This is a genomic window from Candidatus Hodarchaeum mangrovi (assembly GCF_975850365.1).
This window is the reverse complement of sequence record NZ_CDLCQJ010000036.1, coordinates 1-14,446: the sequence shown is the minus strand read 5'-3', so window position 1 is coordinate 14,446 and position 14,446 is coordinate 1. Positions and strand designations below refer to the sequence as shown.

The window sequence follows — 14,446 nt, the reverse complement described above, 5'->3', positions numbered from 1 at the left end:
ATTACCTAGCTTTTTTTATTCATCTTCTTTTAATTGTGTGTACTCAACAACCTCTTTAATAAATTCTATGCTAACATCAAAAAAATTATTAGAATCTGGCAACTTTATTCCTAATTTAAATGCGTGTGCCTGTTCTAGCATTGTATAAAATTTCGAAAAAGGTGATTTTTCTCCAAATATTTCTCGAATTTCTTCATGAATATCTGGTTTAACTAAATCCATTTGCACTGAATTGAATCCAACTTCATAACACGAGAGTGCAAATGCAATGTCGATTACAGAACCTCCTATTAAATACTCCAATTCTCCATCAGGTAGATCTTCTTCTTTGGCAGCGCTAATTATTTCATCAAATGATGCAATTGCATCCGCAATCAATACCCTTGCCGATTCTTTTAATTGCTCTTCCGTAATTTCAAGTTTTGTGAAAACATTTTCACCATATTTAACCTCACCATCTTTTGCATAAAGCGCATGAATATGAGTAAAGACGGATCCGAATTTTTCGAGTTGTGGGAGATCATCTTCCTTTAAAATCATTAAATCAAAAATGTGAGCAACTTCAGGAGTTATAATTTCCTCTGCAATTGAATTGATTGACTCAATAGCCTCCTCCTCATTTAGGATATCTGATCGTAAAACCACCACAAAATTAATATCACTTTCACCAACAACATGTAATCGCTTTGCATATGAACCGTAAATAATTATCGCTTTAATATTATCTTTTAACATATCATTGGTAGTAAGTCTACTGACAACTTGATTTTCTAACATTTCGTACTCTGTCGATTCATCTCCTCCTAATTCTTCTTCAGAAATTTCAGAAAGATCATCTTCATCTAATTCATTTGCTTTTTCAATCTCTTCTTTCACAATTGCCATTGAAGATCTGACTATATTTTTCAAGTCAGGATTATCTGTAATTGCCAGTTTTAGTACAGATGTAAGTGTAGCCTCACCTTGTTCTAAGCGTACTTGAATCGCATAATTTTGAATAAGAGCCCGAAGTTCTGATTCATCCATTGAAAATCATCGTCCTATCGTTATTCATCTCTTAATTCTCTGATTTGGTTGTTTGCGGTATTTTAATATTAGGAAAAATACCTATTTATGGTTTAAGATTTGCACTTAAATTTATAAAACTTAAGGCTTTCCTTGAAAGTAAGCTTTACTATTGGATAATCGGTTTCGAAGTTTTCCAACTTCTAAATTGATATTCCCTTCTTCATGAAGAGAAATTTTTCCTTTTTTTCGTATTAAATTGACGATTTTGGCAATTATGAACCCAAGATCCAACATATCTTGTTCTTTAAATCCCCGATGAGTCAATTCAGCAGTTCCAAATCTTAATAATCCATCAGTTACGATTTTATACCTATATAGGCAATCTCTAAGATATTCTCCTTCTAGTGAATCTTGAATTTTCAATAATACTTGGTGAGACTCGGTAAAACCTAATTTTTCTCCAAATAGAGGGATGTGATTTTCATAGAGAGAGTTTGCTAATTTTTTAGAGTTCTTGACTACTTGAGTAGCATAATCCCTCCCATATTCTTTAAATTCTCCAAATGATATACCTAAAGCGGCTATTCGAGAATTGTGGATATTATCAACAAGACCTATTCCTTCTAGGGGATCTATACCAATTAATCGTTCTAATTGATCGTTTTGGAAATCATTTGATAAAATAATACCTCCTTGAGGACCTGGAAATGATTTGTGAGTTGATCCTAATAAAATATCTGCTCCTTCTCTAAGAGGATCTTGAAATTCTCTACCTGCAATTAATCCAAGAACATGCGAAGCATCATATATGACCACTCCACCATATTTATGAATCTCCTCTGCGATCTCGGCAACAGGTTGTGGAAATAGAATTAAAGATGCTCCCAAAATAACTAAAGAAGGTTTTAAGTTTCTTATCATTTCTCTAGTTTTAGCGATATTAATATTAAAATGATCTATGTTATATGGAATATCTATCCTTTTTCGATTAAAAATTTCCAAATTGAGAGGGTATCCTCCTCCAGGGAAAAACGGGAGAATTGCGATTTGGTCACCTGGATTTGAAAAAGTAAAAATTATAGCTAAAAGAGCCATATTACCTGAAAGAGGAGAAATATGAGCTGAGGAACAACTAAACAGATCCTTTGCTAAACTAATAGTTTTTTCATAAATTTCTAAAAAAACCTCAGTCCCTGCATAAAATTTCGCATGATACCGGGAATTTTCAACACTTAAAGCATATTTTACATTTGGACTTAGACAATTTTCAGATGCAATCATATTTAAGGAGGACGAACGAATATTTTCATGTTTTTTTAATAAATTAAAAATATCCAAGTTTAAAATCACCTTATTCAGTATACAAATTTACATCATCTAGTTGAGGATCATCGAATAATAAATCCTCTGATGCCTACAACAAATATTAATTTTAAAATAAAATAAAATATGTATCTTTAGGCTTTATCTAGAGGTTAACCTTTATGATTGATTCCCATGCTCATCTTCTCCCTGATTTTGTCAATGATGTCGAACAGTTGGTAATTAATGCCCAAAATTCTGGTCTAACGGCAATAATTAATTCTGCTATTGAACCAAAGCACTATAATTATTCAAGAGAACTTGCAGAAACCTTTAAATCATTTGTTTATAGCACTTATGGTTTTGCTCCTCAGAAAATTAAATCTCTAGATGATAATGAATCCATTGAAGCAATAAGAAAGATTAAATCCTTGGTTGCAATTGGCGAAATTGGTTTAGACTACCATTGGATACAAGAAAGGGAATGGAGAGAACAAGAAAAAAATGCTTTTTCAAAATTCATCAATTTTGGGAATGAAATGAAACTACCCCTTGTTATTCATTCAAGAAAAGCTGAAGAAGAGTGTATTTCGATCTTAGCAAAGAAAGCTGAAGTACCAGTCTTAATGCATTGTTTTGCGGGAACAATTGATCAAGCAAAGCAGGTAATTGATCTTGGATGGCTTATCTCAGTACCTACTGCAGTCAAAAACAGAAAGAAGCATCGAAAGATTACGAGAATTACTCCATTAGATTTTATTGTAGTAGAAACCGATACTCCCTTTCTAAGCCCATTTAAAGGGAGATCTAATGAACCAGCAAATATTAGATATGCAATTCAAGAAGTTAGTTTATTAAAAGACACAACTTTTGAAGAGGTCGAATTGGTTACTACACGTAACGCTAAAAAATTTTTCAAAATCTGACATTTTATAATTATCTTTGGTGAAGAAAGTGTCTGAAAAGAGTTTAAAGTACCGTGATGAAGTGGTTAAGAAGCTAGAAAACGAAAAATTCGATATTTTAATAATAGGTGGTGGAATTACAGGAGCAGGAATAGCAAGAGATGCAGCTCTTAGAAAACTTAAAGTAGCATTAATTGAGAAAGGTGATTTTGGATCTGGAACAAGCAGTGGATCTTCAAAGCTAGTACACGCAGGTTTACGTTATCTTGCTCAGAAAGAATTCCGTTTAGTATTTGAAGCCTCAAAAGAACGGAAAAAATTATTAGAAATGGCTCCACACCTAACAAGACCTTTAAAATTCTTAATTCCGTTACATTCAGACACAAAAACACCTAAGAATAAAATAAGATTAGCTGTATGGCTTTATGATTTTTTAGCTGGATTTAAAAACTATACTTTCCACCAGATATTAGGAGAAGAAAAATCACGAGAGGTATTACCCAAATCGCTTAGGAGTGAAAATTTTCAGGGAGCTGCGTTATACGGGGATGGACAGATGGATGATGCAAGATTAACATTAGATGTAATTCTTTCTGCAGAAGAATATGGAGCTTATATTTTAAATTATTGTTTAGCTGAGGAATATCAGGTAGGAATAGATGAAAAAATCGAAACAGTTGTTGCTGTAGATAGAATATCAGGTAAAAAAATAAAAATTGCTGCTAAATATATTATTTTAGCCTGTGGTCATTGGACTGATAAAATAATCAGACAATTAAATCCTAAGACTCCTATACGAATTCTTCCTTCTAAGGGAATACATATAATAACTGAAAAATTTTACGATCAAGATTTTGCTGTAGTTGTACCTGTAAAAGATGGAAGGATAATATTCTTAGTTCCATTTGGTGATAATTTACTCATTGGTACAACTGATACAGAATATTCAGAGGACCTAGATTATGTTCCTGTTCTAAATGAGGAGATAGAATATTTAATTGAAGCTATCAATTTCATTTTTCCAGGAATTTTGAAGAGAGAAAATATTTTAAGTGCTTATTCAGGGGTAAGACCATTAGTCTTATCACCAAATGCGAAATCGGAATCAGATACTTCACGAAAACACGAAATCTTTTCTGTTAAAGCTAATACCTTCGCTATTGCTGGGGGTAAGTACACAACATATCGATCTATGGCTAAGGAGATAGTAGACAAAGTTTCAAAGGAATTAAGTTTAACAACAAAGTGTATCTCTGATAAAATGCCATTATATGGTTGGCAAGCAATAACACGTTCTCAATGGAATAGTTGGAAGACTTTGATAAAAGAAGAAATGATTTATAGATACAATTTTCCAGATGATGTAGCTGAACATTTAACTACCTATGGGAAGCATTATAAGTCAATTTGTGAGATTTCAGAGACCAATCCAGAGTTAAAGAAGCGGATCTCAGGATCTAGACCTTATATCTTTGCAGAAGTAGTATATATGATAAAAAATGAAAAAGTAGTTACTCTGAATGATGTAATGCTAAGACGAACACAAATTCAACTCTCAGAAAATCAAGGATTGGACTGCGTTGAAGATTTAGCACAATTTATGGGTAAATATATGGACTGGACACCAGAGAAAATAGCAAATGAAATAAAAAATTATCATGAAAGTTTAGTATTTAAACCCACATCCTAGATTATTTCTTTTCTAAATTCAATACTCCCAAGTTCATAATTCGATTAGGGTCTAAGGTAGATTTTAAGTTCTCTAGAATATTTATTCCTTGTTCTCCAATTTCGTTAAACAACCAATTTTTAAAAGATCTACCAATTCCATGATGATGACTCAGGATTCCACCATATTCTTGAATTGTATCTAAAATAATTTTCCTTAGAGAGTAAAACTGATTTATTTCTTGATCTTTTTGTTGATTTGCAAATATAGTGAAATAGAGATTAGCTCCATTTGCATAAACATGGCTTACATGAGACCATAATATTGGATAATCTGGTTTTAATCGTTTTCTAATTTCGAGATAAAGATTATACACCTTATCCCAAGTTGCACAAGTTTCAAATGTGTCTAATAAAACTCCACGATCGATTAAAGGATCACGAAGGAAAGGGGTTTCATAGCGGGTCTTAAACCACGATTTCGCAGGGCCTTCTCCAAGATAAAAACCTCCATGTTTTCCTATTATATTTTTTGAAATTTGCTTTGTTGAATTTACCAATATGGGATCTCCTTCAAATGTCATGATTCCTAAACACCGATTTTCTTCTGAATAACCTCTCAGATTCAGAAATTTAAAGGCTAGTTCCTGAAGAAATGATTCTTTTGGGGGTTCTTTCATTAGACTAGAAAGAATAATATTATCAATGGTTTCCTCTGGATCAGAAAGACGCATAATAGCTGGTTTATATCCTCGTTGTAAAATTTCACGATATGCGTTTAATCCGTCCTCAAAACTTCGAAAGAAAAAAGTTCCATACTTTATTGATCGTGGCATCTTCCATATACGAAGTGTTGACTCGGTTATTATGCCAAAAGCTCCTTCTGAACCAACTATAAGTTGATTTATATCAGGACCGGTAGCTCTAGCTGGAGAGGGCTTTATTTGAAGGGTTTTACCAGATCCAGTAACCATTTTTAATCCGAGAATCATATCTTCTATTTTACCATACAATGTGGAATTCTGTCCTGCACCCCTTGTAGCAATCCATCCACCTAAATTACTATATTCAAATGATTGTGGAAAATGACCCAACGTAAATCCTTCCTTATTTAATAGTCTTTCTAAGAGAGGCCCTGAAATTCCAGTCTGTGCTGTTACATAGAATGAATTCCGATTTATGGTAATAATTCGATCCATCTTTGAAATATTAACTGCAATGGTTTTAGGAGAAGGTTCAATTCCAAGTGTTACAGAGGTTCCACCCGCTACAGTATTAATTGGAATCTGATATTCATTAGCAATGTTTATGATCTTTAAAACGTCTTTGTGATCAGTAGGAAACAATACTAGCTCTACTACTGCAACTGGAAGGCCTAATCTTACTCTAAGATTTTCTAGGTAAGCTTGCCCAAAAGAATTCTTTAATCGGACCCAAATATCTTTTGAAACACTTTCAATGCCTAGTTCATTAATAAAACGGTTATAAATTTCTTCAAAAGGTGGAGAAATATGATCAATAGAGTTACTGTCAAATTTTGAACCAAAATCTTTCAGTTCTAAATCTTTACTCAGAAGAAGACGTTTAGAAAAATACGATAATACAGCTGGAGTTAATTTAATATGGGGAGAGTCTCTATCTCCCCACTTAGAAATCTTTGATAATTTTTTCATTATTACCCCCACATGTTAATATGGGAACTGTGAATAACAAGTAAGTATTAAAGTACAAGGATTCTAAATGTTTTTTCAACTAGGTGGAGAATTATTTGATTTTTGAGCATATGTTAATAAAATGAGTAGTGATTCTCTTGCTGTTAAAGCTCGCCCAGTTTCAGCCTCTATATTGATATTTTCCACAACACGATTATGCTCACCAATTATTCTGTGATATGTAAGAGCTGATTTTTGTAGCGATGATTTATTGATCTTATTGCCTTTTCCTATACCTGGACATGTCTTTTCTGCATTTTTTGCCCAAATAGATAATATAAAATCTTCTTCTTCAATGAAAGCAAAAGGATAATTTTGACAAGCAAGAGGTCTCCTGGAATAAATTGAACAACTAGGTTTGTGATAAAATATACAAACTTCATTATCTAGTTTTTTCAATCCAGGGAGAATAATCCCATCTGAAGTATTTACAGGGCTTAAAACTAATTGTTTAATAAAATTTGAATTATAATTTTGTTTAACCTTATAAAACGTAATTTTTCGTAATAATTGTTCGAAATCACTGTCGAGATAAACAAATAAATTGAAAATATCCAAATAAGTAAGTGTGACCAAGATTTTGGAGCTTGTGCAACAATGGCCACTTTGTTGACATTTAAATCTTCCATGAATAGTTTCAATAAAATTCAATAATCTTCTTCCTGGGGGACCTTATATTTACAATATTCACATCTGATAATTCGAGACCTTTTTTCTGTTACTGTATCAAGGTATGTTTCCATTACGAATGGTCTTAGGCAATTACCACATCTTTCCTTGATTGTTTCAATTTTGATTAATATTCCTGTAGGGATATCGCTATTCATCTTAGATTACCTCGCCCTATTGTACGTTCTGGAAATATTTTTACTCCATCTTTAGTAATTTTAAATTCCTTCCAAGAAAAGTCGTGCTCAAATCCACGCATCTTTTGTACTAAAATCAATCTACGAAATTCTCCTGTTGGAAGTTCATCGTAACTTAATCGAATTAATCCTTGAGCAGAATATTCTTCAACTCCAGATTCAGAACTTTCAGATGTTAGCATTGTAGTGCAGCCTTGTTCTCCTAAAATTGCCCCCATAGTTAGAATTTCTTTGCGAACCTGCACTGGATCTTTAACTATTGTTGAGAGGGTCGATAATGAATCAATACACACTCGTGTTGCACCAGTTTCTTCTAATATTTCATTTAAAACCATTAACAAACTATCTAAATTTGCCCTTATTGTGAATTTTTCATTAGTAGTTAAACCTACACGAGCAGAAAATCCATCTACAAGAGTTAATAGCGGTGGATCAAATTCCTTTTCAAGCTGTTCAATATTCCACCCAAATGATTTCATGTCTGTTCGAATATGTCTTGGGAGATCATCAAAGCTTACAAAAATACCCGGGTCATTAAAATTTAAAGCTCCATTAATGAGAAATTGCAGTCCAAAAACAGTTTTTCCACTTCCAGGAGGTCCTGTAACGAGTATTTGTCTTCCTTTAGGAAATCCTCCACCTTCAAATAGTGAATCTAATCCTGGAATCCCTGACCGAATAGTATTCATTATTAATCAAGAAGCATTCTATAATATGTGGTTTAAATCTTTCCTCACCATGATAAATATAAAAGAATATTTCAGAATTAAGTAGTTATTAAGCAATTACGCAAGTACAATTTGTGTGATTATGACATTTAGTAAATAGAATTTGTATTTAGAAGCATTATCTATCTCTAGTTTCTAATACTATTAATTTTTTTTAGATGAAATCCTTTACTCTCAAATTATGGATTATTGAATAGATCAAAGATTTTTAGGCAGAATCATTGCTACAATTATTTATCAACTAGAAGGTTGAAAGATTTAAAAAATTATTCAAAAAACCTTACAATAGGAATCTTTTGCCTTTTAACTGAAAAAATATAAGGTAGATACACAATGGGAAAAGTAAGAACTGCTTCTGTTAAAATAATTTCCCGAGAAATTATTAAGGAGTATGGTGCAAAATTATCACCAGATTCTTTCGAGCATAATAAAGATATTGTCTCTAAAGTTGCTATAATCCATTCAAAATCCTTTAGGAATAGAATAGCAGGCTATGTCACTCATCAATTGAAATTAAAGAAGATAAGGGAAGAAGGGCTAGAAATCTAAATCCTAATAAGTATTAGGATGTTAAATATTCGCTTCATTCAATCAGAAGCGATTTCTTATACGAAATTTTATTTCTACTTTATGGGGAATATATTAATTCCTGTTCATCATCGAATGAATTACATGTTAGTAATAATTTGATAATTGTTTTCATCTGCGGTTTTTTAATAACCCAATTGATTATTATCTGGTTCTTATTTATCTCTGAAATCTCAATCATATCAGATTGAGGTGGAATAAAGATTACAGGAGGATTTGCTTGAAGTTTTATTTTGATATCAAAAAGGGGAGGACTATTAGATGGTTGTCCAAGATCCCATGATATCAACAGTCTATCATCGAAGAACTGAAAAATTCTCGGAGACTGAAGAAAAGACAATATTAGACCTCTTTAAAATAGTCTGGTAGGTATAATTTTTTCTCTTTATGATCAATAATACATAAATTATATGATTCTAAAATTTTGAGTAAGTTGTGGATCTTATCCCTTGACCAAATAGTGCTAGAATAAATTTTTTCAAAGGAAACCTCACCATTGGGAGATATATGAATTGAAATAATCTTTAAAAATTCTTGAATATCTTCTGAAAGGGTTAAAGGTTCAAATAAAAGGCCATTTGGAGTTTTTATAACGATTTTTTCGTCGACCAGTAGTTTTAAAGATTTTTCTATGTCTTGAATGTCACAATGCCACCATGGTCTATGTTTATGAAAAGAATGAGCTATTTCTGAAAGATGAGTAGCTCTTAAATAAACTCGTTGATAGGATAAACCAAAAACAATCAATTCAGAAGCTAGACGAGAGAAAAAGTCTTCTTTTCCTCGGAATGTGGGTCTTTTAAATAAAGATGAAGGTAATATTGATTCAGGTAAATTAGAATGTTGTTTTAATGATAAAAGATAATTAGAAAAATCCTCTGGGAGAAAGCGAGGGCTTGATATTTTTTCAACTCCTTTTGCTAAGGTTGATTTAGCTTCTTGATTTACTTCATCCTCTATTCGTTTAAGCTTCTTTCCTAATTCTTTGAAATGGTTTTCTCTATCTTTATTGTTTGGGATGTTTTATTCCTCCATGTGTTACATCTTGAAGCTTTATAAAAAACTTTTACTTTGAGGAGATTTTATTGGTATTAATCGGATCTGATCAACAAAAAATTTGGGGATTATAATCAAAATCAATAACAAAAATGAGGATGCTTTTTTAGCGTTTAAAAATTTATTTATTTGCCATGAGTGCTTCTTTACGTCCTTCCCATGGTTTTTCTAACCAATCGAGAGGAATCGTTTGAGATTTTCCATTTGGTAGGGTACGAAGAATAAGGATTGGAAGCACATCTCTTCTCAATTCATCTTCTGCAATTAATAATGGATCTCCCTGTTCCTCCTCAATACTTATTGATTTTTCCTCTGTAGCAGAAAGATCACCTAAGACTGGTGCTCCCATTGAGATCTGAAGTGCTCTTGCGCCTAAAATTCGTGCATATTCGAATCTAGTGAGCATTTTAGGCCCAATATCAATTTTATGAATTTCCTTCCGTTTCACCAAATGTTAACCAGTCCCAAAGATCCATTGAAAAAAAATTAGAATAACAAATGCTCTGCTGAACAGGTTTGGATGAATTTGAAGGAGATTTATGAGTCTTTTTGCCAGATAATGATAGAAAGCTTATCTCGAATAGAAGATTTTTCTAGAGTAAAATTTGTTTACTTTGCGTATTTGAGAAGGAAAGCTAAAAAAAAAAATGAAAAGAATAGAGGTTACACCTCTAATCCATATCGTCCATACCTTCTCCGCCTGGTCCACCAGGAGGTCCAGCACCTGGTCCACCGCCAGCTTTTGCGGCAATGATGTCATCAATTCTTAATATCATCTGAGCATTTTCACTAGCTGCTGTTATGGCATGAGTTTTAACTCGTAAGGGTTCTATGACATCGATCATTTCGCGTACTTTACCTTTGAAAACATCGATTCCAGTAGCTGAACTTCCACTTTCATGAGCACTTCGGAGTGCTACAATTATATCGATTGGATCCAGACCAGCGTTTTCTGCTAAAGTTCTTGGAATAACTTCTAAAGCTTTTGCAAAAGCTTGGACAGCTAATTGTTCGCGACCAACAAGAGACTCAGAAAATTTCATCAGCTTTCGACTGACATACGCTTCAGGAGCGCCACCACCTGGTACAACTTTTTTATCCTCTAGAACGTTTCGAACAACGCAAATTGCATCATGTATTGACCGTTCTGCTTCATCAACAACTAATTCAGTTCCACCCCGAATTAATATAGTTACTGATTTAGCTAAAGGACAATCTTCCACAAAAACCATGTCATCATCACCAACAGAAGTCTCATATACTTTTCCTGCGGTTCCTAAATCATCTGATGAAAGGTCTTGTATGTTATCAACTATTTTTGCACCAGTTGCTTTAGCCAATTTTTCCATATCTGATTTTTTGACACGGCGTATACCCATTATGCCCTTCTTTGCTAGTAAATGTTGAGCAATATCTTCAATCCCTTTTTGGGCAATTACAACATTAGCACCTGATTCAATTACTTTATCTACCATTTTTTTGATCATGTCTGATTCACGATCGAGAAATTCCTGGATTTTTGATGGATCAGTGATACTGAGTTCAGAATCGAATTCTGTTTTTGAAATTTCGAAAGCTTCAGCGATAAGGGCAATTTTTGGATCCTTTAGCTTTTTAGGCATTCCTGGATGAACAACTTCTTTATCTAAGACAATTCCCCTTATCATTCTTGTTGATGTTATATCTTCGCCCTCTTTTTTCTCAACCTTAATATCTTCAATGTCAATTTTTCTTTTACCGCTATCAATACTTTTAACAGCGTCGATTACGATCTTTGATAGATGATCACTGTGAGAAGCTACAATTTTGGATCCCATTGACGTCTGTACTACCATTTTGAGGAGTTTTTCATCATCAACAGCTACATCATGAGCTATCTCATTTAAATATTCTAATGCTTTTTCAGTAGCAACACGGTACCCTTCAACTATTAGAGTAGGATGGATTTTGTCACTACTAATCAATTCAGCTGCTTGTTGTAAAAATTCACCTGCAAGAATGACGACAGTGGTTGTTCCATCACCAACTTCCTGATCTTGAATTTTACTTAATTCAACCATCATTTTTCCAATTGGATGTTGAATGTCAATTTCTTTAAGAATAGTGGCACCATCATTTGTTATAACCACATCACCAAAGTTATCAACGAGCATTTTATCCATGCCTTTTGGTCCTAAAGCTGATCGAATAGCTTCAGAAATAACTCTAGCTGCAGCAATATTACTACTTGTTGCATCTTTACCAGTTGTACGTTGAGTATCTTCTTTTAATATAAAAATTGGGGTTCCTTGTAATGTCATTTTTATCTCCTCCTACATCATTGGGGGCATTCCGCCCATTCCGCCCATTCCGCCCATTCCACCCATTCCACCTGGAGGCATTCCTGGAGGGGCTTCACCCATACTCTTTGAAGCGATTACATCATCTATTCGAAGGATGAGTTGAGCTGCTTCATTAGCGGAAAGGAGAGCCTGTCTTTTTACTCTTAAGGGCTCAATAATTCCTTCTTCAAAGGCATCAACGGTTTTGCCAGAAATTACATCAATTCCAGCATTTTTTTCTCCTTTATCGTGTGCTGCTCTTAGTTCAACAAGGATATTAATAGCATCCAAACCAGCATTTTCAGCAAGTGTTTTGGGAATGATTTCGACTGCATCAGCAAACGCGTCGACAGCCATTTGTTCACGACCCTTTATTTTTCCAGCATAAGCCTTTAAGCCTTTGTGGAGTTCAATTTCAGGGCTTCCTGCACCTGCAACTGCCCATCCATCTTCAAGTACATCTCTTACAACACATAAAGCATCGTGTAAGGCTCTTTCAGCTTCATCAGTTACATATTTAGTTCCTCCGCGAAGAACAATAGATACTGATTTAGGGTTTGGGCATTCCTTAACATATATAAGTTTCTCGTCTCCTATCTGGACTTCTTCTACGATTCCAGAAGTACCTAGATCTTCTGCACTTAGATCTTTAATGTTATTAACAATCTTTGCACCAGTTGCTTTCGCTAATTTTTCCATGTCAGATTTCTTAACACGACGAGCTGCCATAATTCTATCTTTGGCAAGAAAATGTTGAGCTAGATCGTCAATTCCTTTTTGACAGAATATTACAGTTGCACCTGAGTCTTTTATTTTGTTAGTCATATTTTTAATCATATTCTGTTCTTGATCAAGAAATGCGTCCATCATACTAGCGTCACTGATTCTGATCTTGGCATCAAATTCAGTTTTTTTGATTTCTAGAGCAATATCGAGTAGAGCGATTTTTGGATTTTCAAGAGAATTGGGCATTCGACTATTTACTACTTCTTTATCGACAACAACACCTTTAATCAGTTCAGAGTTTTGTAAGGCTTTACCTTGTTTTTGTGTCACTGAAATCAGATCAAGATCAACTTTGCCCTCTTCTATGACACTCTTTGCTGCTTTAACAGCTATTTCTGCTAAAATATTTTTAGCACTACCAGTAGATTTAGAGTTTAATGAAGTTTGAGCAACAGCGATTAAGTGCTTTTCGTCTTCTGGATCGATTTTATTTGCAATCTTCTTTAAAATTTCGCCAGCTTTGTCCGATGCTAATTTAAAACCACTAACAATAACTGTTGGATGAATTTTTTGATCTAGAAGTTTTTCAGCCTTTTTTAATAGTTCACCAGCAACAATCACGGAAGTAGTTGTTCCATCACCGACTTCCTGATCTTGAACCTTAGCAACTTGCACAAGCATCTTAGCTGCAGGGTGTTGTACATCAATTTCATCTAGAATAGTGGCTCCATCATTAGTGATGACCACATCTCCTAGAGAATCAACTAAAAGTTTATCCATCCCGCGGGGGCCTAATGCACTTCGTACAGCGTCAGCAACAGCAATAGCAGCTTGAATGTTATTTCGCTGAGCATCACGACCACGAGTGCGTTCTGTGCCTTCCCTAAGGATAATTACAGGTTGTCCACCTAATTGCATAGTATTCACCTTGTTTTTTCTTTATATACGATATTTATTCCACAATGATAAAAAATGGGTTCGTTTAGGTGTAAGATCACCAAGTAGATATTTTTATTGAGATTCGGGGTGATCTAATAGCATGAAAATTTATTTTGAAAGTATTTCTTAAATATGTTGATTGCTTCCGGACAATCTCCTTGAAATATATTTCATAAAAGAAAACGAATTACTAAATATTAATAGCTATTAATTCGGGAAATACCTCCAAATCCCATTTATTATGATTTTTTGCCTTAAAAATTAAAAATATAGTTCTAATTACTTTTACATAGTTAACATTAAAAAATTAGGGTGATAGGTGGTCAAAAAGATTTTTATTTAAAAGTAAAAATAAAAAAAAAGGAAAATGATGAGCCTACAGCTATTTAGAAGCTGCTAGCTTAACATCAGATTCTTTGACAGTTTTTCGTCCAGAATGACGGGCGATTTCAACCGCATATTTTGCGATACCCATACCATAGTCACTAACGACTTCATTTAATCTGTCAATTGCACCAGCGGAAACTCTACGAGCACCCGCGTCACGAATTATTTTTTCAATTCTTGCAGAAGCAAATGCCATTTTTTTCACCTTTTCTCCGTATAAGTGATTGTTCTGGATTTCGA

Annotated in this window: 14 protein-coding genes; 3 read left to right on the top strand and 11 right to left on the bottom strand. The window is 33.7% G+C overall.

The features are described 5' to 3' along the window. Positions 1-15: 15 nt before the first annotated feature. Entirely contained in the window at positions 16-1,026 is a 1,011-nt protein-coding gene (locus ACWVCY_RS04250; RefSeq protein ID WP_455140543.1) for a hypothetical protein, read from the bottom strand. 120 nt (positions 1,027-1,146) lie between these two features. Further along, positions 1,147-2,346, bottom strand: a complete 1,200-nt coding sequence (locus ACWVCY_RS04245; protein WP_455140542.1) for a serine hydroxymethyltransferase — start codon at positions 2,344-2,346, stop codon at positions 1,147-1,149. Positions 2,347-2,492: 146 nt separating this feature from the next. On the opposite strand from ACWVCY_RS04245, the gene ACWVCY_RS04240 reads away from it, so the two are divergent. Both ACWVCY_RS04240 and ACWVCY_RS04235 read left to right on the top strand, forming a co-directional pair. Beyond that, entirely contained in the window at positions 2,493-3,236 is a 744-nt protein-coding gene (locus ACWVCY_RS04240; RefSeq protein ID WP_455140540.1) for a TatD family hydrolase, read from the top strand. A gap of 28 nt (positions 3,237-3,264) precedes the next feature. After that, a complete protein-coding gene (locus tag ACWVCY_RS04235; protein ID WP_455140539.1) occupies positions 3,265-4,905 on the top strand; it encodes a glycerol-3-phosphate dehydrogenase/oxidase in 1,641 nt (546 codons plus the stop codon). 1 nt (position 4,906) lies between these two features. Here ACWVCY_RS04235 and ACWVCY_RS04230 read toward each other — a convergent pair whose 3' ends face one another. The 3 genes from ACWVCY_RS04230 to ACWVCY_RS04220 form a co-directional block, all read right to left on the bottom strand. Continuing rightward, a complete protein-coding gene (locus ACWVCY_RS04230; RefSeq protein ID WP_455140538.1) occupies positions 4,907-6,556 on the bottom strand; it encodes an FAD-binding oxidoreductase in 1,650 nt (549 codons plus the stop codon). A gap of 75 nt (positions 6,557-6,631) precedes the next feature. Next, positions 6,632-7,246, bottom strand: a complete 615-nt coding sequence (locus tag ACWVCY_RS04225) for a YkgJ family cysteine cluster protein (RefSeq protein WP_455140536.1) — start codon at positions 7,244-7,246, stop codon at positions 6,632-6,634. Positions 7,247-7,418: 172 nt separating this feature from the next. Further along, entirely contained in the window at positions 7,419-8,150 is a 732-nt protein-coding gene (locus ACWVCY_RS04220; RefSeq protein ID WP_455140535.1) for an ATPase domain-containing protein, read from the bottom strand. A gap of 372 nt (positions 8,151-8,522) precedes the next feature. Between ACWVCY_RS04220 and ACWVCY_RS04215 the strand changes: the two genes are divergently transcribed. Beyond that, a complete protein-coding gene (locus tag ACWVCY_RS04215; RefSeq protein ID WP_455140533.1) occupies positions 8,523-8,738 on the top strand; it encodes a 30S ribosomal protein S17e in 216 nt (71 codons plus the stop codon). Between the two features lie 79 nt (positions 8,739-8,817). Here the strand turns inward: ACWVCY_RS04215 and ACWVCY_RS04210 are convergent, their stop codons facing one another. The 6 genes from ACWVCY_RS04210 to ACWVCY_RS04185 form a co-directional block, all read right to left on the bottom strand. Then, positions 8,818-9,117 (bottom strand): hypothetical protein, encoded by a 300-nt coding sequence (locus tag ACWVCY_RS04210; protein ID WP_455140532.1) that lies wholly within the window; start codon positions 9,115-9,117, stop codon positions 8,818-8,820. Between the two features lie 2 nt (positions 9,118-9,119). After that, a complete protein-coding gene (locus ACWVCY_RS04205; RefSeq protein ID WP_455140530.1) occupies positions 9,120-9,524 on the bottom strand; it encodes a hypothetical protein in 405 nt (134 codons plus the stop codon). Between the two features lie 430 nt (positions 9,525-9,954). Continuing rightward, complete coding sequence (locus tag ACWVCY_RS04200; RefSeq protein ID WP_455140529.1) at positions 9,955-10,281, bottom strand: DNA-directed RNA polymerase subunit K; 327 nt, start codon at positions 10,279-10,281, stop codon at positions 9,955-9,957. A gap of 223 nt (positions 10,282-10,504) precedes the next feature. Continuing rightward, positions 10,505-12,133 carry a thermosome subunit alpha gene (gene thsA / locus ACWVCY_RS04195; protein WP_455140527.1) on the bottom strand — a complete coding sequence of 543 codons (1,629 nt, stop codon included), beginning with the start codon at positions 12,131-12,133 and terminating at the stop codon, positions 10,505-10,507. 12 nt (positions 12,134-12,145) lie between these two features. Next, positions 12,146-13,798: a thermosome subunit beta gene (gene thsB / locus ACWVCY_RS04190; protein ID WP_455140525.1), complete on the bottom strand. Its 1,653-nt coding sequence runs from the start codon at positions 13,796-13,798 to the stop codon at positions 12,146-12,148. Between the two features lie 403 nt (positions 13,799-14,201). After that, a partial coding sequence (locus tag ACWVCY_RS04185; RefSeq protein ID WP_455140523.1) for a histone occupies positions 14,202-14,446 on the bottom strand: 245 nt, incomplete at its 5' end.